Below are 21456 nucleotides of genomic sequence, written 5' to 3'. Positions count from 1 at the left end.
CCGTGGAAGCGCTCGTGTCTTAAGCCGACAATATGCCGGTAGATTCCGGCAATGTGTCGGGCGCGCAGACATATTGCAGGATGCTTGCAAACTAAGCCTGTGCCAAGCTCACAAATGAAGGTTAGTGGCAAACCATAACCCTAAAACAAAAAGACAAATCCAGAGGAAACGGAAAGTCATGAGTTCCAAGCTTAAGAGCCTCATTGCAATCGCAGCGGTTGCTATTACCGCAAGTTTTTCGAGTGTACCAGCGCAGGCTGATGAGCTGGAAAAGCTCAAAGAATCCGGTGAGATGCGCATTGCTATGAGCGGTCAGTATCCACCGTTCAGTTTCACGAACGAACAAAACGAAGTGGTTGGTTTTGACGCATCGATCGGTTCTGCAATTGCAGAAAAAATGGGGCTCAAACCAAAGATTATGACCACACCGTTTGATGGCATTATTGCGGGTCTTCTCGCAAAGAAATACGATGCTGTTGTTGCGTCCATGACAATCACGCCAGAGCGTGAAAAGGCCGTCGACTTTGTCGGTCCTTACTATCATGCTGGACGTACTATCGTTGTAAAAGACAGCTCAGACATTCAGAAACTCGAAGACCTGAATGGCAAGACCGTTGGCGTCACAATGGGCGACGCCCATGAAAAATGGGCAAAAGCGCAGGGTGATCTGACGGTTCGCACCTATAAAGGCCTGCCTGAAATGCTGATCGACCTGGAGGCAGGTCGCATCAACGCGCTTGTCATGGATAGTATTCCTGTAATGATTGCTGTGAAGGAAACAGGCCAGAAGGTCCGTATTCTGGACACACCAAACATTGAGGGCGGTCGCGTTGCGCTCGGTATCGCAATTCGCAAAAACAATCCTGAACTTAAAGCTGCGATGCAGAAGACCCTCGACGAGATGCTCGCTAATGGTGATTACGAAAAGATCTCGATGCAGTGGATCGGTAGCGACATTCGCTAATCGATTTTAAGTCCGGCCCGGAACAACCGGGCCGGTTCACATGGCTTTCCGGAGTATCTTTATGGATCTTGCGTTAATGCAGCGCGTCCTCCCATTTTTCCTGGAGGCTGCATGGGTCACCGTACAGATTTCTGTGCTGGCTCTTTTGCTGGGATTCGTCGTCGCAGGCATACTGGTGATCGCCCGTCTGTCGAACAGCGCCATACTGCGTTTTTTATCCGGTGCATATGTTAGTGTGTTTCGCGGCACTCCATGTCTGGTTCAATTGTTTGTCCTGTATTTTGGTGGCCCGCAGATTGGTCTGGAACTGGAGCCTTACTCCGCAGGAGTTATTGGGCTCGGACTGAACATCGGTGCCTATATGGCTGAATCCATTCGCGGAGCAATCGCAAGTGTGGACCGCGGACAAATGGAGGCAGCACGCTCCATAGGCTTTGATCGGGAAAAAACATTACGCTTGATCATCTTGCCACAAGCTGCCCGTCTCATGATCCGGCCATTGGGCGTAAACGCTGTAGCTCTTGTCAAAGGATCGGCATTGGTTTCAACAATATCGGTCGTGGAACTCACCTATACAGCGCAGCGCTTTATCAGTTCAACATACAAGCCTTTCGAGATATTTGCAGTCGCAGCTGTTCTTTACATGATCATTGTTTATGTCGTCGTCATGATTGTCGATCTGCTCGACAAGCGCTTTGCGCCGCGTTGAGGGAGAACACATCATGCCAACACTCGATTTCAGTATCGTTGTTCCTTATACCGACCTTCTTTTGGTCGGACTTTGGTGGACGGTTGTTCTAGCCGTTGCATCCAGCATTCTCAGCTTTGTTTTCGGTATTCTGTTTGCTCTGGTCGTTCTTTACGCGCCGTCTGTACTTGCATATCCCGTACGCTTCTTCATGTGGCTTTTTATGGGAACGCCTCTGCTTTTGCAGCTCTACCTCATCTATTATGGGCTTGTGCAAATCGGCATCGATATTCCGGCACTTTTTGCAGGAATTATCGGTCTGAGCCTGCATTTTGCAGTCTATAATGCGGATGTCATTCGTGCAGGTATTGTTTCGGTTGATCCCGGACAAACAGAGGGTGCCCGTTCAATCGGCCTGAGCCGCGGACAAGCACTACGTTATGTCATCATTCCCCAGGCGATCCGGAACACTATTCCGCCTATCGGCAACAACATGATCGTTTTGCTCAAAGATACATCGCTTGTTTCGATTATCGGAATTGCTGAACTGGTCAATAGTGCACAGATAGCCATCAGCGAAACCTATAGTCCATTTGAGTTTTATCTCACCGCAGCTGCACTCTATTATCTGGTAAACCTCGTTATGGAAGCAGGGCTGCGACATATTGAAAGAAAAGTGGAGGTAACGCGATGAGCACGCTGAAGCCAATGGTTGAAGTTAAAGGTGCCCGCAAAGCCTATGGCGAACTGGAAGTTCTGAAGGGAATTGATCTTTCGGTATCGCGCGGACAGATCATAGCAATTATAGGTCCAAGCGGTTCAGGAAAGAGTACGCTTCTGCGTTCCATCAACCATCTTGAAACGCTAAATGGTGGCGAAGTCTGGCTCGATGGGACACAAGTCAATCAACCGCTCAAAGGACAGGCCTTTGAAAAGCACATCAACTCTGTGCGCCAGCAAATGGGAATGGTTTTCCAGCATTTTAATCTTTTCCCACATTTGACTGTTCTGGAGAATATCACGCTTGGTCCGATCAAGCTTAAGAGCATGGCCAGGTCGCAGGCACGTGAGCTGGCGCTAGAGCTGCTTGCCAAGGTTGGATTGGCCAGTAAGGCAGATGTCTATCCTTCCCGCCTCTCGGGCGGTCAGAAGCAGCGCGTGGCGATTGCTCGTGCATTAGCAATGCAGCCCAAGGTCATGCTGTTCGATGAAGCAACCTCAGCACTCGACCCCGAGCTGGTTGATGAGGTGAATCTTGTCATGAAGCAGCTTGCTGCCGAACACATGACCATGCTGATTGTCACGCACGAAATGCGTTTTGCTGGCGAAGTTGCCGACAAGATCTTGTTCATGGATGGCGGCGTGGTCGTTGAAGAAGGTACACCTGATGCACTCTTGCGTAACCCTCAGCAGGATCGCACACGCACATTCCTGAAAAATTATCTGGCGGTGTGAGCTCCTGAAGGGGCGTCACCACGTAATGAATATGCATTAAGGCGCTGATCAAAATCAGCGCCTTAATGCTTGCTGCCCAACGAACATTTCATTTGTGGCATGGCGACACGGTTGTTTTCGCGGGTTCGTGCCCTATTCTCCTTTGCATGCCAAAGTATAAAGAATCCAAAGAGCCGATGGCACGGACTGCGCCGTCGCTATTTTCATTTCCCGGGTTTCACTATTTAAAGACCGATGTGTCTACGAATTGGGCAGATTTCTCTGATCTGACAAGATTGTCTTTCTTTTTTGATCTTGATGGCACCCTTCTTGACCTCGCACCCACGCCGGATGCTGTTCGAGTAGAAGCAGGCCTGCAAGAGAATCTGGAACTCTTGTCTAAGCGCACATCAGGTGCGGTCGCCATTGTAACCGGTCGTTCGATCAGGTTTGTTGATCAACTATTTCCTCGGCATTCCTTTTTCGTGGCCGGTCTTCACGGTGCCGAGTTTCGCTTCGGGTCAGAAAAATCTTCGACATATGAAATGGCTCACTCGAACGCCGAGCGCCACGACGAATGGTATTTGACAGCCCGCGATATGGCCAAAGGAGAGGCGGATCACCTTGAAGGTGTCATTTTCGAAGACAAAGGCGGAGCCTTTGCCCTTCATTATAGGTTGGCACCAGACAAGGAAGAAGCTGTGCGTCATATCATGACGGCAGCTGCGGAAAGTGCCGGGGCGGCGTACTCGCTTCAAGGGGGGAAGTTTGTTTTTGAACTTAAACCGGCTGGCAGTGACAAAGCTCAGGCGTTGCGTCGGTTCATGCGAGTAGCTCCTTTCCAGAGCAGGTTTCCGGTCGCTGCGGGAGATGATCTCACCGATGAAGCGATGTTTCTTGAGGCCAATTCGATGGGAGGCGCCAGTATTCGGGTGGGCATGCATGGCGTTGGAAACAAAACCAACGCTTCGATAGTTACTCAATCTCCAGAACAGTTCAGGTGCTGGATAGGGAGGCTTTGTAAGTGAAGCAGTTCAAGGATGAATTAGAAAACGCAATTTCGATACCGCATTTGAATCTGCCGGAGGATATTTCGTGAGTCGCCTTATCGTCGTTTCCAACCGCGTGCCTAATCCGGACCGTCCGCCATCTGGCGGACTTGCGGTGGCCGTTCAGTCCGCACTTAAGGAGAACGGTGGTATTTGGATGGGGTGGTCTGGAAAATCAAGTGGTGGGAAAGAACCCGGTCCGCTTACGATAAGGGAAGAAGGCGAAATCACTTATGCCTTAACTGATCTCTCAGATCAGGATTTGTCTGAATATTATGAAGGCCTTGCCAACAGCGTATTATGGCCCCTCTGTCATTACCGTATCGATCTTACTGACTATACGCGCCGGGATATGGCAGGGTATCTCAGGGTCAACCGCTTGTTTGCGGAAAGGTTACTGCCATTAATTGAGCAAGACGACCTTATCTGGATTCACGACTATCATCTTCTGCCCTTGGCCGCAGAACTCCGCCAAATGGGAATCAAGAACCGTATTGGCTTTTTCATGCATATCCCCTGGCCATCGCCGGATGTGTATCTGACATTACCCGTACAGGGAGCATTACTAAATGCGATGACGGCTTTTGACCTCATCGGATTTCAGACAGAGGATGATGCGGAAAATTTCGCTCTTTGCCTTCGCCGCGGCGGAGTAGCACAACCTGTTGCAGGTGACCCGGGATTGTTCCGCAATCCTAGCCGGGAGTTTCGAATAGGTGCGTTCCCGATTGGAATTGACGTCAGCTCCTTTTCCCACACGGCTCAGTCAGCAATCAATAACCCCACAATCCAGCGATTTAAGCAGTCCCTGGAAGGGCGGGATCTGATCGTAGGCGTTGATCGCCTTGATTACACCAAAGGACTACCTGAACGATTAAAAGGCTTCCGCAGGTTTCTTGAAGTGAACCCGGCATGGCATGGGCGTATAACTTTACTTCAAATAACACCCAAGAGCCGCTCTGGCGTGGCGGAATACGATGCCTTGCAACATGAAGTAGCCGAAATTGCCGGGCAGATTAACGGCACCATGGGTCGTCTTGACTGGACGCCGGTGCGATATGTGAACCGTGCTTTTGGCCAACAATTACTTGCTGCCGTTTACAGAATGGCAAAGGTAGCCCTTGTTACACCACTCAGAGACGGGATGAACCTCGTAGCAAAGGAATTTGTGGCCGCACAAGATCCTCAGGATCCCGGTGTGCTCGTTCTTTCGCGCTTTGCAGGTGCAGCTCATGAGCTTGGTGAAGGTGCGCTTCTGGTTAATCCATATGACGTGGAAGCAATTGCCGACGCTATTGCTCGCGCCGCCTCAATGCCGCTGGAACAGCGGATTGAACGATATCAATCGATGATGAGAGCCGTTGAAACGAATGATGTGTTCCATTGGTGTCGCAGTTATCTTGCTCAACTTGCCACTGAGGTAAAAGCCACTTGAAAACCGAAAAGAAAAGGCCGACCGGATGAAACCCCGGCCGACCTTGATCTGCGTACTATCGAGCTGTTTAAGCTGCGAGTGCTTCGTCAGCTGTCGTTGGCACTTCAGAAATTGTCTTAAGAACCTGAGAGGCGATCTGATAAGGACAGCCCTGTGAGTTAGGGCGACGGTCTTCCAGATAACCCTTATAATTGTTCTGGATGAACGAGTGCGGTACGCGGATCGAAGCTCCGCGATCACCAACACCATAAGAGAACTTGTTCCAAGGCGCGGTTTCATGTTTGCCGGTCAGGCGCATATGATTATCAGGACCATAGACTTCGATGTGGTCCTGTAAGTTTTTGTCGAACTGAGCCATCAGAGCTTCGAAATAGGCTTTTCCACCAACTTCGCGCATGAATTTGGTCGAGAAATTACAATGCATTCCCGAGCCATTCCAATCGGTATCGCCGAGAGGCTTGCAGTGAAATTCGATATCGATGGAATACTGTTCACAAAGACGCAGAAGGAGATAGCGAGCAATCCAGATCTGGTCGGCAGCGCTTCTTGAACCTTTACCGAATACCTGGAATTCCCACTGGCCCTTGGCCACTTCAGCATTAATGCCTTCGTGATTGATGCCAGCTGCAAGGCAGAGATCGAGATGTTCTTCAACAATCTTACGTGCGATCGATCCGACATTCTTATAACCAACACCGGTGTAATAAGGGCCCTGTGGTGCAGGAAAACCCTGCTCTGGGAAACCGAGTGGGCGGCCGTTATCGTAAAAGAAATATTCCTGCTCGAAACCAAACCAGGCATCTTCGTCATCAAGAACGGTCGCACGGCTGTTGGATGGATGCGGTGTAACACCATCAGGCATCATGACTTCGCACATGACAAGCGCACCATTGGTACGGGCCGGATCCGGATAAATTGCAACAGGCTTCAATACGCAATCCGAGCTGCGGCCTTCTGCCTGCATCGTAGAAGAACCATCAAAGCCCCAATAAGGAAGCTGATCAAGAGTTGGAAATGCTTCGAACTCCTTGACCTGGGTTTTGCCACGCAGGTTTGGGGTAGGGGTGTAGCCATCCAACCAGATGTATTCGAGCTTATATTTTGTCATCGCCTAGTCTCTTTTGTTCTGCGTATTAAACCGGTTCGTTGCACCGCGGCCTATTCGTCATATGCCCACAATGCGTTTGATTTATTAGAAGCAAGTGCCGTGCCAATTGGAATCTCTAAGCGACAACTGGTGCTTCTGCGGTCATAAGTGAACTTAAGGCGCTTTTTGGTTTAGCTAGCAGTGGAGGAGAGTGAGCTAAGAGCAATTCATAGGCATAATGGCCTCTGATTATTGCTTACAAAATAGGCAAGTGTATAAAAACGCGTCATTATATGCGCTTAAACAAAATGCAATCCGATCGCTGCTCGAATTATCTGTGTTGATGCGTATCTTATCGGAAATGGGGACGCCCTTTTCGGATGTTTTAGTTTCCCGATAAAAGCTCAGAGTGCGGAGCCCACGTTTTCAATACTTTTCGCAAAGTGGACAGGCTCTGATACCCTGCCTCCAAACCGGCGGCGGCCAAGGGCACACCTTCTGCTCGCCGGCGCATGACATGTGAGACCCTTAATCGCTGGCGCCATTCGATAAAACTCATACCTGTTTCCTGGCGAAATTTGCGGGTCATTGTACGGCGGCTCATGCCGACCTTATCAGCCCAGTCATCGATGGTCAGATCGTTTCCCGGATTGTCGAGTAAATCGCGGCAGAGTTTGCGCAGTTGCTTCTCAGCAGGCAACGGAACGGTATAAGGTTGTTGGTCCGCATTGCGAATTTCATCAAGGATAAGAGCTGAGAGGTGTTTGCCCCTGCCAGTTTCATCATAAAGCACGGGTTCGTTTGCCAGTGCCTGTATACTGGCATCAAGCAGCGCCGAAACTTTCAAAATCCGTGTAGGCTCCCAAAATCCACGCAAAACACTTTCCTCTAAGTAGACGGAATGCATTTTTGTTTCGCCAAAGGTCTGCACCGCGTGCGGCAGGTCAGGTGCTATAAGAATTGCGTAGCCGCTAGGGAGCATGAATGCTCCTTCTTCGGTCATTGCCGTCATATAGCCGCTATTGCCGTAAAGAAGCTGTCCACGTCGATGACTGTGCCAGCCGAAGTTCATACTGACTGTATATTCACGGCGCATCACGGCCAGAGGTCGTTTGATGTCCTGATAATCAATTGCATGCTTCGGTCGCATTCAGTCTTCCATTTGGCCCAATTTGACTGAAAAAGTCATATTTGATGGAAATCGCAGAATTTTGACCCGATTGCAACCGAGTTTGGCCTGACTCAACAAGTGATGATGAATATATTCTGCTTCGCAACGCATTGATATGCGGGTGTAATTTAGAATTATTCTGAATTCTAGGATTACGCAACATCAAATTTGACAGCCAAAACCTGCGGTCGTTATCGCCAGCGGGAAATATCTCGTTCACGTGATGAACGACCAGGAGAGCCGAATTGAATACGAGTAGCACCGCTGCCCGCGAACCGAACGCTAAGAACGAGACAGTGTGTTACGGTGCACATCCCTTACTCAAGGCAGCACTTTTGGCTGGAGTGGCTACCATCGCTTTTTCCGCGCCAACGCTGGCGCAGGATGCGGGCTCCATCCAATTGCAAACTATCGAAGTTCAGACATCTGGCGGGAAGGGGCCGCTCGCTCCGGTTAATGGATACATTGCCGATTATAGCCGAGCAGCCACCAAGAGTGACATTGCCATTCGCGAGGCTCCGCAAGCAATTTCTGTTGTGACCCGCGATAATATGAATGACAGAGCGGTTCAGTCGGTCAGTGAAGCGATGCTTTACAGCGCCAATGTGAATGCGCAACGTTATGGCGCCGATGTTCGTTCTGATTATTTTACAGTTCGAGGCTTTCCGGCAGATCTCTATCTCGACGGTCTGCGTATTCCCCAGATTGCCAGCCAGTCCGGCGGCTATTCCGGGTTTGTTGTCGAACCCTATTCGCTTGAAAGCGTAGAAATTCTGCGTGGCCCAAGTTCGGCTCTTTTCGGCCAGAGCAATGTTGGCGGCATCGTCAATATGGTTAGCAAACAGCCGCAGGCTGAAGCAGCCCACGAGGTTTATTTGCGCGGCGGAAGCTTTGGGCGCAAGGAACTGGGCTTCGACACCACCGGCGCGATCAATAATGACCCGCGCTTTACATACCGTCTCAACGGTATGTTCCGCGACAGCGATACTTCCTATGATTTTGGCAAGAATAATCGATTTGCGATCAATCCAAGCTTCGCATGGCGTCCTGATGCAGACACAAGCCTGATAGTATCGGGCGGTTATCTCAAAGACGACATGGGGCAGGCTGGTGTTATCATTCCGGCTTACGGCAGTGTTTTGCCGAGCCCGTCGGGACAAAGCATTTCGCGTGATTTCTCGGATGGTGATCCACGCAACGCCATTTATAAAAAGGAAATTGGCTACGTAGGATATGCGTTTGAACATCGTTTCAACGATACCTTCACGCTGCGCCAGAATTTCCGCTATTCGCACATGAAAACCGATTATCAAAATCTGTTTACAGGCGTTTTACCGACAAGCGGTTGGAATGGGCATACAATTCCCCGTACCAATTATCTTGCACAGCCTGAACTTGATGCAATTGCGTTCGACACGCAGCTGGAATCCCGGTTCTATACTGGCCCGTTGTCTCACACCTTGCTTTTTGGTGTTGATCAGCAATGGCAGCGCTTGGACAATTACACTGCTTCGGCGAGCGGCCCTTCGCAGGACCTCTTCAACCCGACCTACGATAAGTCCATTTCCAAGCTTTCACCGACGACACGGCTTTTGCAAAAACAGTATCAAACTGGCATTTATGTTCAGGATCAGATCGAAGCAGGCAATCTTCGGATAACGCTTGGTGGCCGTAAGGACTTTACGCGCATTGATTCCGAGCAGACGACACTCTCCACCGGGCGCACCGTGGATTACGATCAGAACCCCGACAAATTTACGGGTCGCGTTGGTGTGGCGTATGTTTTCGATTCAGGCTTTGTGCCTTATGCGCAGTATTCGACATCTTTCTTGCCAACGCTCACGCTTGCAGACACTCCTCTCAAGCCGACAACCGGCACGCTGAAGGAAGTGGGTCTGAAATACGCGCCGGAAGGTGAAGATTATTCGGTCACGCTCTCTGCATTTGAAGCCGAACAGCAGAATGTCGTCAATCGTATCTCCGGCGTATATTATCAGACCGATGAAGTTCGTGTTCGCGGTGTGGAGCTTGAGGGAACGGCACGCTTGTGGAACCGTCTGAATGTGACTGGCGGCTTGAGCTTCCAGGACCCGGAAGTCAGCGAAAGCCAAAATCCGGCGCAGATCGGTAAGTTGCCTTATACGGTTCCGAAGAACCAGCAGTCATTGTTCCTGAGCTATGACATGCCTTTGCCAGACAGCATGAAGGGGAATCTGGTTGTCGGTGGTGGTGTACGTCGCATCGGTAAAACAGCCGGCGATACGCTCAACACTTTCTACGTTCCGTCCTATACTCTTGTTGACGCATTTCTGCGTTATGATCTTGGAAACTATCGCTTGCAGGTCAATGCTTATAATCTTGGAGACAAGAAGTATGTGGCAGGGTGTAACTCAACGAGCCAGTGTTACTTTGGCCAAGGCCGGTCCGTTGTCGCAACAACGAGTGTTCGATGGTAATTGGGTTTTCACGACGTGAGATTTTGGTGGGAGCGGCTTTGGCCGCTCTCACGCGTTCCGCGGTTGCGTACACGCCGCGTAAAATCGTTACACTTGAATGGGCAGAAACAGAAATCGTTCTGTCGCTGGGACTTATACCCTCCGGAGTGGCCGATCTCTCTGGTTATCGCGAGTGGGTCGGCGTTGAAAATGATAAGCTGGCCGACGCTATTGATGTGGGCGGACGCCAGCAACCAAGCCTTGAGGCGCTGATGCGTCTTAAGCCCGATCTCATAGTTACGTCAGCCCTGCGTCATGGTACGATTGCTTCTCGATTAAACGAAATTGCTCCAACCATCTTATCAGATGGAGCCTCCAGTACTTCTGATTTTTATGAGGCCACAAAGCTCAGTCTTTTAAATGTAGCAAAAGCCACGGACCGGGACGCTGCCGGCCACGCTGAGTGGCAGACCTTCGAGGAACGGCTGTCTGCAGTTCAAAAAAAGAACCTCAATCCCATCAATGTGGTTGTTGCACAGCCATTGCCCGGTGTTGCACGGCTCCGCATTTTCACATCCAATTCTCTGATCATGAAGACGCTGGCAAAAGCCGGGTTTTCCGCAGGCGTTGATCGCGGCAATCAACCCTTTGGCTTTACGACGTTCGGATTGGAAGAACTGGCAACGCTGAGTTCTGATACGAAACTGTTCATTCTTGACGAGACTGTGCCGGGTGAGTTGCGTGATAGTGCGATCTGGCCGGTTTTGCCAATGGTGACTGCAAACCAGGTCTATACGATTGGCGGAAAGATCTGGCCTTTCGGATCAACGCGATCAATGTTGCGTCTTGTTGAAAGAACCACAAACGCTCTGTCAATTTGATCAAAGCAATGTGTGAATTGTCTGAATAATATCAGCGTTCTAACGCGATTGCTTGCGCATCAGAAGAATAAACAATGGGGTCCCGATAAAGGCTGTCACTATTCCAGCTGGAATTTCGTTTGGTGCTATTATCGAGCGCCCTACCATATCTGCTATTACAGTCAGGATTGCGCCTATAAGTGCCGTCACAGGCAACAGATGGCGATAGCGTGCACCGCAGCAAAGGCGTGCTGCATGTGGTGCGATCAACCCGACAAATCCTATCGCACCAACGGCTGCCACTGCACCCGCGACTGATAGGGCGGCTATCAGCATCGCCCATATCCGCGTTGATGCTGGATCTACCCCGAGAGACTGCGCTCCATCATGACCAAGTGCGAGTATATCGAGCCGCTTTGCAAAGGCCATTGCTGCAATAAGAAGAATGAGCCAGGGGGCGAGTGCTTCAACATCATGCCAACTGCGGCCATGCGTGGAGCCCGCGAGCCAGGAAAGTGCTTCTGCAACCTGTAGCCTGGCTTCAATGACGACGATTGTGCTGAAGGCCGAAAGACTGGCGGCGATTGCAAGCCCGGTCAATGCGATGCTCGCTGGCGAGAGGCGAAGCCCGAGCAAGGATATCAAGAGAACAACGCTACCCGCACCTGCAGCTGCAAGCAAAGCAAAGAGCGGGCTTCCCGGCACAAAGCCGATCAGGAGTGCCAAAAGGCTTGCAAGGGCGGCCCCTTGAGCAAGTCCGAGAGTTTCGGGCCCTGACAAAGGATTCCGCGTAACGGCTTGAAGCAACAGGCCTGCGATTGCCAACAATGCGCCGGCACCCATCGCTATAAACACTCGGGGCATTCGCAACGAATAGACCGTGCTCCAGTCGACTTGTTTGCCAGCAATACCATCACCAAAGATGAAACCTGCAAACACAGATGCGGAAAGGGTTAAGAAGAGAACGATGTAAAGCGTCAGCTTTCGCGTAAACAGCATTTTTCCCAAAAGTATGCTGGCACGTGTGCTCGCTTCGCTTTTTACCTTTCGAAGGATAAAAATCAAAGCGGGAGCAGCAAGACATGCGGCGAGAATTCCGGTGGGTATTATCCTGCCTTCACTACTCAAAAATTGAGCAAGGACATCAGCGCTCAATAATGCGACCGCCCCCCAAAGACATGCAGAAGGCAAAAGCACGCGATGCCTGACCAAGCCGCTCGCACGTAAAAAATTAGGAACGGCAAGACCGATGAAACCTATAGGCCCGGCGATGGACACAGCCGCCCCTGACAAAATAACTGTAATCATCAAACCAATGATGGCCACAGTTTTTCCAAGACCCAGGCTCGACGCGATATCACTGCCAAGTGCCATGATATCAAACTGTCTGCCCAGCAAGATCAGAAGCAAAATACCCGCAAAAACTATCGGAGCGAGTGGTGCGATCTTGCTCCAGCCCGTCTGATCCAGAATCCCTGCAGACCAGAGAATAATCCCCGAAGCCCGATCGTCCGCAGTCAGAATAATAGCCGAGGAAATGGCTGAAAACGCCAACGAAACCGCCACTCCTGCAAGCGCAAGTCTGACAGTTTGTGCTTGCAAGCCTCCACCGACTGATAAGCAAACCAAGCCGCCGATTGCCCCACCCAGAATGGTTGCGGCAAAACCCGGAAAAGCGAAGGGTAACAACAAGCTCGAGATGACGAGCGCAAGTTGTGCGCCGCTTGTAACGGCTAATATATCGGGTGCGGCCAGTGGGTTGCGCAGGATCGTCTGCATAACTGTACCTGCCGCCGCGAGTGCCGCGCCGACGAGTATGGCTGCCAATGCGCGCGGGAGACGAATAGTTTCAATAATAATCTGTGCAACAGATTGCGGACGGGAGGGGGCCAGCAATACATCCTGCATTGTGACATTGGCGCTGCCGACAACAAGCTCCGCGAATGTGAGAAGAAGCAATAAAATCAGTCCAAGGAGGATCAGGCTCGCAGGAAGTACGAAAGAACCAGATTTTACATGTGGAGCAGATTGCATGTTCAATTTTTCGACTGCTTATCGGCAGGGTTGACCCAACGCGGCAGGCAGAAGGGGATCGGCAAAACCGGATGTTGCGTTATGTCGATGTCAAAATCAAAGGCCTCTTTGAGATGCTGCTTGGTGAAAACCGCTACGGGTTCGCCAGATGCCATGACGCGGCCTTTGCGCATCAGGATCACATCATCGGCAAGTTCAATCACCTGATTGAGATCATGAAGCACTGCAACGATGGTCAAGTGTTGTTCGCGATTGAGCATTTTCAACAGAGTGAGGAGTTCGGCCTGATGGCGAATGTCCAAAAAATTAGTTGGTTCATCAAGAAACAGTACAGACGGGTTTTGCGCGAGAGCGAGTGCAACCCAGGCCCGTTGTCGCTCGCCTCCCGAAAGCGATGCGACATGTCTGTGACGCAAGTCCTGTAATCCAACCTGAGCAATCGCGCCTGCAATAAATGCGCGGTCTTCAGGTCCGAGGCGCGAAAACAAACGGCGATGCGGATGTCGACCATTTTCAACCAGTTCCTCGACGGTCAATCCCGCTGGAACTTCAGGCATTTGGCCAAGCACTGCAAGCTTTCGAGCAAGATCAAGTCGCCGTAAATGGCTTATATCGGTCCCTTCAAAGAACACCTTGCCCTGTGAGGGAGCTTGAAGGCGCGCCATGCTGCGCAGCAGGGTGCTTTTTCCCGAACCATTTGCGCCACAAATAACGGTGATTTTCCCTGGCGCGACCGATACATTGACGGTTGCTAACGCCGAGGCGCCTTCGTAAGTGACGGAGAGATCAGCGACACGAATGATTGCCTCTTCCATTGTGCTTCTAATCTTCCTGATGCCCTTTGTGTGCGTTCCGGGTTTTGATGAATTCCCGTCTTGGGAATAATCAAAATGACCGCGTTGGGCAAGGGTATTCGCTATTCTGACGCGCCCTTCAGCACATCCGGTTTCGGCCAATCGGGAGCATCATTGGTCTCCCTGACGTGGGATCAGTGATGATGCGGCTTTCAAGATTGAAAACTTCCTGAACGTTCTTTTCGGTCAGAACCGTTTCGGGCGAACCTTCGACATGAAGGCGCCCGCCCGCCATAGCGACAAGATGGTCGGCATATCTTGCCGCAAGGTTGAGATCATGCAGCACCATGACAATGGTGGTGCCCCGTGTCCGATTGAGATCTGTGAGGAGATCAAGAACTTCGATCTGATGACTGATATCGAGAAATGTGGTTGGTTCGTCGAGCAGCAAAATATCTGTCTGTTGTGCCAACGCCATTGCAATCCAGACGCGCTGCTTTTGCCCCCCAGACAGTTCATCAATCGGCTTTTCGGCGAGTTCTGCAGTTTTTGTTGCTGACAATGCAGCGGCTACAGCTTCATTGTCTTCTCGTGTCCAGCGAGAGAAAATGCCTTGATAGGGGTGTCTGCCGCGGCTCACCAGATCAGCGACCGTGATGCCTTCTGGCGCTACCGGAGACTGAGGAAGCAATCCCAAAGACTGAGCGAGTGCGCGCGACGGTATTTTGTGAATTGATTTTCCGTCCAGTAGCACATTCCCACGATGAGGGGTAAGAAGGCGTGACATACTGCGCAAGAGCGTTGATTTTCCACATGCATTGGCACCGACAATGACGGTTATTTTCCCGGTCGGGACGTCGAGATCCAATCCTTCAAGTATTAGTGTATCACCATAACCGCACGATAATTGACTGACTTTGAGAGTATGGCTTGTCATAGCGAACCTCCGGCTCGATTGACGCGAACAATGAGATAGATGAGATAAGGCGCACCCAGCGCGCCCGTGACGACGCCAACCGGATATCGACCGGGCAGCATGAACTGACCAATATAATCACCGGCCAGAACAAGAATTGCTCCGATCAGTGCTGAGGGTAAGAGTAATGATCCGTTATTGCGCAATATTCGCGCAGCGATAGGGCCTGACAAAAAGGCAACAAAGGATATTGGTCCGGCAACAGCTGTTGCAAATGAGATCATTCCGACTGCTGCTATAATGATAATTATGCGCGTTTGAGCGACTTTCGTTCCGAGTGCGGCCGCGGTATCGTCACCCAGACGCAATGACTCCAGATCACGCGTTCGGCTCAAAAGCAGTCCGCCGAAAACGATCAGTGCAAAAAACAGCGGTGCGACCTGATCCAATCTGGCGCCGTTAACGCTGCCTGTCAGCCAGCGCATCGCTTCCTGAAGATTCCACGCCGGTGCACTGGAAAGAATATAGGCAATGAAACTTTCGAGCATTGCTGACACACCGATTCCAACCAGGATCAGACGTGTTCCGGCAACGCCATTTCGAAACGACAAGGCATAAACGAGCAGAGCAATCCCCAATCCGCTCAAGACAGCGAAAATGGAGACGGCTGGGCCACTCATAGACAATACAACAATCGCGAAGACTGCCGCCGCACTCGCCCCGGAACTAATTCCGATAATATCAGGACTCGCCAACGGATTACGCAACATGGTCTGAAACGCCACGCCGCCTAGACCGAAACACAGACCTGCCAACACAGACATTATCGCTCGTGGCAGACGTAATTGACCGACCGTAAAATTGGCGCCAGGTACATTCTCCCCCAGCAGGACACGCATTACATCGCCTGGTGGCGTGAACGATTGTCCAAGAGTGAGCGTTAAGGCAAAGAATGCCGCCAAAATGGTTGTAAGGCCGGCAATCAGCAGCCATCGGCTGCGATGATTACGCTTACGACTACGCGTCAGCTCTTCAATCAATGGGGAGTACAAGTTCATAACTCCCGCACGCGTTGGCGTCTGACGATCCAGATGAAAAACGGCGCTCCAATGAAAGCTGTGATGATGCCGACATCGATTTCCGCAGGGCGGGCAATGAGACGACCGACTATGTCGGATGATACCAACAGGCATGCTCCGCTTATTGCAGAAAAGGGCAGGAGCCAGCGGTGATCAACGCCAACCAGAAGACGGCAAAGATGAGGAACGATTAGTCCGACGAAGCCGATTGGTCCGCATATGGCTGTCGTGGCTCCGCAAAGGAGGATCGCCCCAACAGCGGCAATTATACGGGCTATCGCAACATTTTCACCCAGCCCGGCTGCCAGCTCGTCCCCCAATGCAAGTGAGTTGAGTTTTCTTGCTGATAGCAAACTGATTACGAAACCTGCGAGAAGGAAGGGCAATACATAGGAAATACGATCAAACGTCGCTCCGCCTACACCGCCGATTTGCCATGAGCGTATACCCCCTGCCAGATCGGCGCGTGGCAATATTATAGCTATTACAAGCGATGAAAAAGCAACGGATGTGGCAGCACCCGCAAGAGCCAGTTTAAGAGGTGTGGCACCTCCCCGGCCTAGCGAGCCGATCGTGTAGACAAAGATTGCAGCTGCGGCCGCACCTCCGATTGCAACCCAGATATAGGCATGTGCGGAAGCAATGTTGAACCAGGCTATAGCAATCACTATTGCAAGTGACGCGCCCATATTGACGCCAAGTATACCGGGATCAGCAAGTGGATTGCGTGTTATGCCCTGCATAACGGTACCGGCAAGGCCGAGAGCTGCGCCAGCCAACAATGCCAGCAAAGTTCGAGGTATGCGCATGGCAACGGCAGCTTGCCCGATAGTGTCGTCATGGCCGCTAAGAGCAGATAGAATTTCTGTCCAGGACACATCGCGTGTACCGAGTGCGACAGAAAGAAAGCATGAGATGATGAGTACAACTATGAGCAACAGCAGCCACAAGGACCTGATACTATTAGAAGAACGCAGATAGGCCGATGCATCGGGCTGATGAAGACTGCCGGAAGTCATTTCGTCTTTTCCGCAGCGCTCGCAAGGAGGGAAACATAATCCTTAAGCACCCACGAAATTGAAAGCGGTGTCGGATTGGCTGCGGTACCCAACGGGTTTCTCCCCAACATGACTACGGCGTCATTGGTCACTACAGGCAATTTGGAGAGAAGGGGGTTGGCGCGCATCGCGGAGAAGAGCTGCTCTCCTCCATATGTCACGACGATGTCGACATCATCGAACAAATCTATGCGTTCAGCGCTGATGGAACCTGAAAACTGTCCGGGCCTGGACGCACCGACAACGCCTTTTGGTGATACCAGACCGAGGTCCTGAAAGAATTTCACCCTTGTATCATTGGTCGTGTAGAAATTGATTGTGCTGAGATCAGTCGCATCAAGATGTGTGACGAACATAGCCGTCTTACCCTTGAGGTGCGGGTATTCACTGACCGTTCGCGCAATGTCTGCGTCGATTTTGCTGATAAGCGCGTCACCTTCCGCAGACATGCCCATTCCAGCGCTGTTGAGATGAATCATCTCGCGCCAGTCCGTTGACCAGGCTGCCTGTGGATAGGCAACAACTGGAGCGATCTGGCTCAAAGTCTCGTAATCTGATTGGCTCAGACCGGAATAAGCTGCCAGAATGACATCTGGGTTGGTTGCTGCTACTGCCTCGAAGTCAATGCCATCACCCTCATCAAAGAGTACCGGCTTGTCTGCCCCGAGCTCCTTCAATCGCTCTGCAACCCACGGCAACAGGCCATCACCGTCATCGTCACCGAAATTGGCTGACGCCATTCCGACAGGGACGATGCCCAGCGCCAACGGCACTTCGTGGTTTGCCCAAGCCACAGTGGCAATACGCTGCGGCTTTTTTTCAATGATTGTTGTGCCAAAAGCGTGTTTTATTACAATCGGATAGGTCTGAGTATCATCTGCAAGAGCGGCTCCTGTTCGCCCTGTGAACAGGCAAATTATCAGCAGTATGAACAAAGAGCGGATAAAGCGTGGCATGGGTAGACCCCCCATTGTTTAAAAGTTGCCACTCAGTCTCAGGTTAACCGAAGGCCGTCAAGGCCGGTGGTTAAACCATGTCAATTTTGCGGCGAAATAACCGTGGTTTTTTACAATAATGCCGATTTTTACAATACTGGACAATCAATCTCAAGTTAGTGGCGCATTTAAGCAATTGCGATACAAACGGGCACGCAGTTTTGAACACAGCCGTTCGGACGATCTGTACCGGGATGTATCCAGGATTGACCTCTCAACATTCCAACGATGCTGGTGATGTTGGCCGCATGTAACTGAAAAAGAGAATCCGGGACCAAATAATGGACATCACCACCACTTCTGTTAGCTATCGGCAAACTGAGATACGGGCGCGGAAAGCGGTTCTATTGAGTTGCTCTGCCCTGGTGATGTTCATGCCAACCATTTCCGCTGCACAGCAGGCGGAAGTTTCCGCAGCACCCGTGGTGCTGCAAACAATTACTGTCGATGGTAAGGCCGGGGACGATGATGATAGAAACTCTATCGTAGCCACAAAAATCACAAGCGGCAGCAAAATGCCGACTGACATCCTTGATACTCCAGCATCCGTATCTGTGATTACAGCCAAGGAAATTCAGCAACGCGGCGCTCAGAATGTTGAGCAGGTTCTGCAATATACTGCAGGCGTTTCGACTGATTTTTATGGTTCAGACGATAGATTTGATTTCTTCAAAATTCGTGGCTTTGATGCAACGACCTATCGTGATGGCCTGCCTCTCGGCCGTCCGTTTGGCGGTATCCGCGAGGAACCATACGCATTTGAACGCGTCGAGGTATTAAAGGGCGGCAATTCCACAGTATTTGGCGTGTCGGATCCGGGCGGATCAGTCAACTACGTCACCAAGCGTCCAAGGAGTGAGCGTTTCGGAGAGGCCTATGTGACGGGCGGCTCATTCAGCCACAAGGAAATCGGGTTTGATTTTGGTGACAACCTGACGTCGGACGATACATTATCTTATCGACTGACGGGCAAGTTCAGAGATGCCGATGCCGAATATGATTACTCGCGCGATGACGAGAAGTTCATCATGGGAGGTCTGACCTGGCGTCCAGATGATGCTACCAATCTGACGATTGTTTTTGATCATCTGTATAAAAATGGCGTTCCCGGTAGTGGTGGCCACCCAGTTGGTACTGATTTTAAAAGAAGCCGCTTCTTCGGTGAACCCGATTACAATTATCGCGGCACTGACCGAAACACGGTTAGCGCGATGTTCGACCATGATTTCGGAAATGGCTTTAGCGTGAGCGTCAATGGACGTTACAGCAAGCAGAAGACCGATTTCGGTTATGCGTATATTTCCTCGACTCCAACGGACGGATCAACACTTGCCGGACGTTCCTTTTTTGGAAACGAAGCATCGGCAGAAAACTTCATCGGTGACGCCAATGTGCAATACGAAACCGATTTTGCGAATGTTAAAAGCCGCACGATGCTCGGGTTCCAGTATAATAATTATTCCGGGAACAATGCGACCTGGTGGGGCAGCGCACCAAGCATTGACTGGACCAATCCGGTCTATACCGGAGCGCCCGTTAATGTTCCGCTTCTGAGCAACACGGGAAGCAAGCAGAAGACCAGGGCTATCTATTTACAGCAGGATTTAACCATTGCGGATCAGTGGATTGCAACCGTTGGCTTGCGCAATGACTGGCTTGATCTGACACAGACCAACAACTTGAACAACAGTACCACAGGAGCTGACTTCAACGAATTCACCAGTCGCTTTGGTCTGACTTATAAGGTCACCGACGAATGGGCGGTTTATGCAAGCTACGCCGAGTCAGTCGCACCTCCGGCGATTGGTCTTGATCCGGAACGTGGTGATCAGATTGAAGTCGGTGTTAAATACAGACCAGACGCATTTCCGGCTTTGTTCAGCCTCGCAGTGTATGATCTCACAAAAAACAACATCTCGGTCACTGATCCGATTACGGCACAATCAAGCACAATTGGCGAAGTGCGAATTCGCGGGATCGATATCGAGGCCAAGGCGGAACTTACAAATAATCTTAGTCTGACCGCAGCATATTCCTATCTTGACCCGGAAATTGTCGAAAATGGTGGGGATGGAACCGAGGGCAATCGACCCCAATTTGTGTCACAGCACATCGCTTCCTTATGGGCAAACTATACATTGCCCGGCAGCGATAAAATTGGCGATATGACATTCGGATTGGGCGGCCGTTATACCGGCGCCTATTATTTCACCGCCGCGAACACGTCTGGTGCAGGCGGCAACGTCGTTTTCGATGCTGCTTTCAGTTACGAATTCCTGGACAATTCCACGCTCGAAGTGAATGTCAGCAATTTGTTTGACAAAAAATATGTTGCTTATGGCGGCTTTGGTGCTGATTTCTATAACCCTGGCCGCGAAATCACTGCAACTTTGCGTCGTACCTGGTAAAAGAAAATCACCCTGTCCGCCTATACGGGCAGGGTGATGCCGTCGTTTCAAATTGGCGATTGCCTGACCATAGGCTCTATGCCCCGTAAAGACTACTGCCTGTTTTGTTGCAGTCTGCGCCAAGCTGCAGGTGTTTCGCCGACAATCTGTCTGAACGCCTTGGTCAAGTGAGCTTGATCGGTAAAACCCAACTGAGCAGCGACACCTGCGACTGTCGCATCACCGAGGCACAACAACTCCTGAGCACGATCAATGCGCTTTGTAAGTTGCCATTGGAGTGGAGTTTGACCCGTTGTTTGTTTGAAGACATTAGAAAACCAACTCTCCGACAGCCCAACAGTCGCAGCCATCTCGGAAACACTGAGCCGCCCGTCATTGGAAACACCAATACGCGCATTGAGTTTGTTGATTTGCGCCTGAGTGAGCCGGCCATTGCCCTGTTTGTCTTCAATCCGAGGTGCCACAAGCAAGCGTGCCAAAATGGTGCCGATCAGGTTTTCAACATAAAGCGAATGCTGGGAGGGATTGGAAACTTCTTCTTCAAGAAGACGCGCGAGGATTTCGAGCGCACCGATATCTTGTAATTCCACAGGACTGCGCACAGTTGTCATCGCGAGCGATATCCCGAGTGAGGGCCGCAGATACTTAAGCAGGCGATCCTTATGGAAGTGCAAATTCAGATGAGAGAAACTATGCGAGGCGATTGTATTCGTCCAAAGAGGAACGCCTGCGGGAATGTAGATTGCTCGCGTCATAGGACGCTGGTGCAGATACTGCGATCCGCTTTTGTTTGATATACGTATCTTCGACGACACATCCTGAAAAAAGATCATAATACGAGGATCGTGGGATAAAAAATATCCGGAGGCGCCAGAAGGGCTCTCAGCTTCCCAATAGACGCTCACCAATCCATCCAGAACACGCCATTTTACCGGAGCGGTGACACGAATGCCGTCGGCGTTCCAAATCATAGAGTGCCAGAAGCTCAACGTTTTGACCGTCCCAACAAAAATCGCCTTTCGGCGTCGCCGAATGAACATATTAAAGAT

18 protein-coding genes are annotated in these 21456 nt (G+C 50.9%); 9 read left to right on the top strand and 9 right to left on the bottom strand.

Annotated elements, in window-relative coordinates; genetic code table 11:
- Positions 1 to 178: 178 nt before the first annotated feature.
- The 6 genes from CEV32_RS01835 (at position 179) to otsA (ending at position 5570) form a co-directional block, all read left to right on the top strand.
- Entirely contained in the window at positions 179 to 964 is a 786-nt protein-coding gene (locus CEV32_RS01835) for an ABC transporter substrate-binding protein (protein WP_094573746.1), read from the top strand.
- A gap of 61 nt (positions 965 to 1025) precedes the next feature.
- Complete coding sequence (locus CEV32_RS01830; RefSeq protein WP_094573745.1) at positions 1026 to 1673, top strand: amino acid ABC transporter permease; 648 nt, start codon at positions 1026 to 1028, stop codon at positions 1671 to 1673.
- Positions 1674 to 1686: 13 nt separating this feature from the next.
- On the top strand, positions 1687 to 2346 hold the full coding sequence (locus CEV32_RS01825) for an amino acid ABC transporter permease (protein WP_094573744.1): 660 nt from the start codon (positions 1687 to 1689) through the stop codon (positions 2344 to 2346).
- Positions 2343 to 3107: an amino acid ABC transporter ATP-binding protein gene (locus CEV32_RS01820; protein ID WP_094573743.1), complete on the top strand. Its 765-nt coding sequence runs from the start codon at positions 2343 to 2345 to the stop codon at positions 3105 to 3107. Before CEV32_RS01825 ends, CEV32_RS01820 begins: the two co-directional genes overlap by 4 nt.
- A gap of 65 nt (positions 3108 to 3172) precedes the next feature.
- Complete coding sequence (gene otsB / locus CEV32_RS01815; protein WP_094573742.1) at positions 3173 to 4114, top strand: trehalose-phosphatase; 942 nt, start codon at positions 3173 to 3175, stop codon at positions 4112 to 4114.
- A gap of 67 nt (positions 4115 to 4181) precedes the next feature.
- Complete coding sequence (gene otsA, locus CEV32_RS01810; protein WP_094573741.1) at positions 4182 to 5570, top strand: alpha,alpha-trehalose-phosphate synthase (UDP-forming); 1389 nt, start codon at positions 4182 to 4184, stop codon at positions 5568 to 5570.
- Between the two features lie 67 nt (positions 5571 to 5637).
- On the opposite strand, the gene CEV32_RS01805 is transcribed toward otsA, so the two are convergent.
- Together CEV32_RS01805 and CEV32_RS01800 are read right to left on the bottom strand one after the other, a co-directional pair.
- On the bottom strand, positions 5638 to 6678 hold the full coding sequence (locus tag CEV32_RS01805; protein ID WP_094573740.1) for a glutamine synthetase beta-grasp domain-containing protein: 1041 nt from the start codon (positions 6676 to 6678) through the stop codon (positions 5638 to 5640).
- 364 nt (positions 6679 to 7042) lie between these two features.
- On the bottom strand, positions 7043 to 7807 hold the full coding sequence (locus CEV32_RS01800) for an AraC family transcriptional regulator (protein ID WP_094573739.1): 765 nt from the start codon (positions 7805 to 7807) through the stop codon (positions 7043 to 7045).
- A 266-nt stretch (positions 7808 to 8073) separates the two neighbouring features.
- Here CEV32_RS01800 and CEV32_RS01795 point away from each other — a divergent pair, with 266 nt between their 5' ends.
- Complete coding sequence (locus tag CEV32_RS01795; RefSeq protein WP_094573738.1) at positions 8074 to 10284, top strand: TonB-dependent siderophore receptor; 2211 nt, start codon at positions 8074 to 8076, stop codon at positions 10282 to 10284.
- Entirely contained in the window at positions 10278 to 11144 is an 867-nt protein-coding gene (locus CEV32_RS01790; protein WP_094573737.1) for an ABC transporter substrate-binding protein, read from the top strand. Before CEV32_RS01795 ends, CEV32_RS01790 begins: the two co-directional genes overlap by 7 nt.
- 39 nt (positions 11145 to 11183) lie before the next feature.
- Here CEV32_RS01790 and CEV32_RS01785 read toward each other — a convergent pair whose 3' ends face one another.
- The 6 genes from CEV32_RS01785 to CEV32_RS01760 form a co-directional block, all read right to left on the bottom strand.
- Complete coding sequence (locus tag CEV32_RS01785; RefSeq protein ID WP_094573736.1) at positions 11184 to 13157, bottom strand: iron ABC transporter permease; 1974 nt, start codon at positions 13155 to 13157, stop codon at positions 11184 to 11186.
- A 2-nt stretch (positions 13158 to 13159) separates the two neighbouring features.
- Complete coding sequence (locus tag CEV32_RS01780; RefSeq protein ID WP_094573735.1) at positions 13160 to 13972, bottom strand: ABC transporter ATP-binding protein; 813 nt, start codon at positions 13970 to 13972, stop codon at positions 13160 to 13162.
- A gap of 118 nt (positions 13973 to 14090) precedes the next feature.
- Positions 14091 to 14888 carry an ABC transporter ATP-binding protein gene (locus CEV32_RS01775; protein ID WP_094573734.1) on the bottom strand — a complete coding sequence of 266 codons (798 nt, stop codon included), beginning with the start codon at positions 14886 to 14888 and terminating at the stop codon, positions 14091 to 14093.
- Positions 14885 to 15925, bottom strand: coding sequence for a FecCD family ABC transporter permease (locus tag CEV32_RS01770; protein WP_094573733.1), 1041 nt, complete (start codon positions 15923 to 15925; stop codon positions 14885 to 14887). The genes CEV32_RS01775 and CEV32_RS01770 overlap by 4 nt, the downstream gene beginning before the upstream one ends.
- Positions 15922 to 16965 carry a FecCD family ABC transporter permease gene (locus CEV32_RS01765; RefSeq protein WP_094573732.1) on the bottom strand — a complete coding sequence of 348 codons (1044 nt, stop codon included), beginning with the start codon at positions 16963 to 16965 and terminating at the stop codon, positions 15922 to 15924. The genes CEV32_RS01770 and CEV32_RS01765 overlap by 4 nt, the downstream gene beginning before the upstream one ends.
- The gene (locus CEV32_RS01760; RefSeq protein ID WP_094573731.1) at positions 16962 to 17960 is read right to left on the bottom strand and encodes an iron-siderophore ABC transporter substrate-binding protein; all 999 of its coding nucleotides are present in this window, start codon (positions 17958 to 17960) and stop codon (positions 16962 to 16964) included. The genes CEV32_RS01765 and CEV32_RS01760 overlap by 4 nt, the downstream gene beginning before the upstream one ends.
- Before the next feature lie 320 nt (positions 17961 to 18280).
- Between CEV32_RS01760 and CEV32_RS01755 the strand changes: the two genes are divergently transcribed.
- Positions 18281 to 20407 carry a TonB-dependent siderophore receptor gene (locus CEV32_RS01755; protein WP_094573730.1) on the top strand — a complete coding sequence of 709 codons (2127 nt, stop codon included), beginning with the start codon at positions 18281 to 18283 and terminating at the stop codon, positions 20405 to 20407.
- Between the two features lie 92 nt (positions 20408 to 20499).
- On the opposite strand, the gene CEV32_RS01750 is transcribed toward CEV32_RS01755, so the two are convergent.
- The gene (locus CEV32_RS01750; protein ID WP_208620781.1) at positions 20500 to 21396 is read right to left on the bottom strand and encodes a helix-turn-helix domain-containing protein; all 897 of its coding nucleotides are present in this window, start codon (positions 21394 to 21396) and stop codon (positions 20500 to 20502) included.
- Between the last annotated feature and the right edge of the window lie 60 nt (positions 21397 to 21456).

Source organism: Brucella rhizosphaerae, assembly GCF_002252475.1.
Lineage (GTDB): Bacteria > Pseudomonadota > Alphaproteobacteria > Rhizobiales > Rhizobiaceae > Brucella > Brucella rhizosphaerae.
The sequence above is the reverse complement of the archived record's forward strand: the minus strand, read 5'-3'. Positions and strand labels throughout refer to the sequence as shown.

Bases quoted from the DNA above. Each gene is read 5' to 3' on its own strand.
- CEV32_RS01800 (WP_094573739.1), bottom strand. From the start codon at position 7,807: ATGCGACCGAAGCATGCAATTGATTATCAGGACATCAAACGACCTCTG.
- CEV32_RS01805 (WP_094573740.1), bottom strand. From the start codon at position 6,678: ATGACAAAATATAAGCTCGAATACATCTGGTTGGATGGCTACACCCCT.
- CEV32_RS01835 (WP_094573746.1), top strand. From the start codon at position 179: ATGAGTTCCAAGCTTAAGAGCCTCATTGCAATCGCAGCGGTTGCTATT.
- CEV32_RS01820 (WP_094573743.1), top strand. From the start codon at position 2,343: ATGAGCACGCTGAAGCCAATGGTTGAAGTTAAAGGTGCCCGCAAAGCC.
- CEV32_RS01790 (WP_094573737.1), top strand. From the start codon at position 10,278: ATGGTAATTGGGTTTTCACGACGTGAGATTTTGGTGGGAGCGGCTTTG.
- CEV32_RS01765 (WP_094573732.1), bottom strand. From the start codon at position 16,965: ATGACTTCCGGCAGTCTTCATCAGCCCGATGCATCGGCCTATCTGCGT.
- CEV32_RS01785 (WP_094573736.1), bottom strand. From the start codon at position 13,157: ATGCAATCTGCTCCACATGTAAAATCTGGTTCTTTCGTACTTCCTGCG.
- otsB (WP_094573742.1), top strand. From the start codon at position 3,173: ATGCTTGCTGCCCAACGAACATTTCATTTGTGGCATGGCGACACGGTT.
- CEV32_RS01775 (WP_094573734.1), bottom strand. From the start codon at position 14,888: ATGACAAGCCATACTCTCAAAGTCAGTCAATTATCGTGCGGTTATGGT.
- CEV32_RS01825 (WP_094573744.1), top strand. From the start codon at position 1,687: ATGCCAACACTCGATTTCAGTATCGTTGTTCCTTATACCGACCTTCTT.
- CEV32_RS01760 (WP_094573731.1), bottom strand. From the start codon at position 17,960: ATGCCACGCTTTATCCGCTCTTTGTTCATACTGCTGATAATTTGCCTG.
- CEV32_RS01770 (WP_094573733.1), bottom strand. From the start codon at position 15,925: ATGAACTTGTACTCCCCATTGATTGAAGAGCTGACGCGTAGTCGTAAG.
- CEV32_RS01830 (WP_094573745.1), top strand. From the start codon at position 1,026: ATGGATCTTGCGTTAATGCAGCGCGTCCTCCCATTTTTCCTGGAGGCT.
- CEV32_RS01755 (WP_094573730.1), top strand. From the start codon at position 18,281: ATGGACATCACCACCACTTCTGTTAGCTATCGGCAAACTGAGATACGG.
- CEV32_RS01780 (WP_094573735.1), bottom strand. From the start codon at position 13,972: ATGGAAGAGGCAATCATTCGTGTCGCTGATCTCTCCGTCACTTACGAA.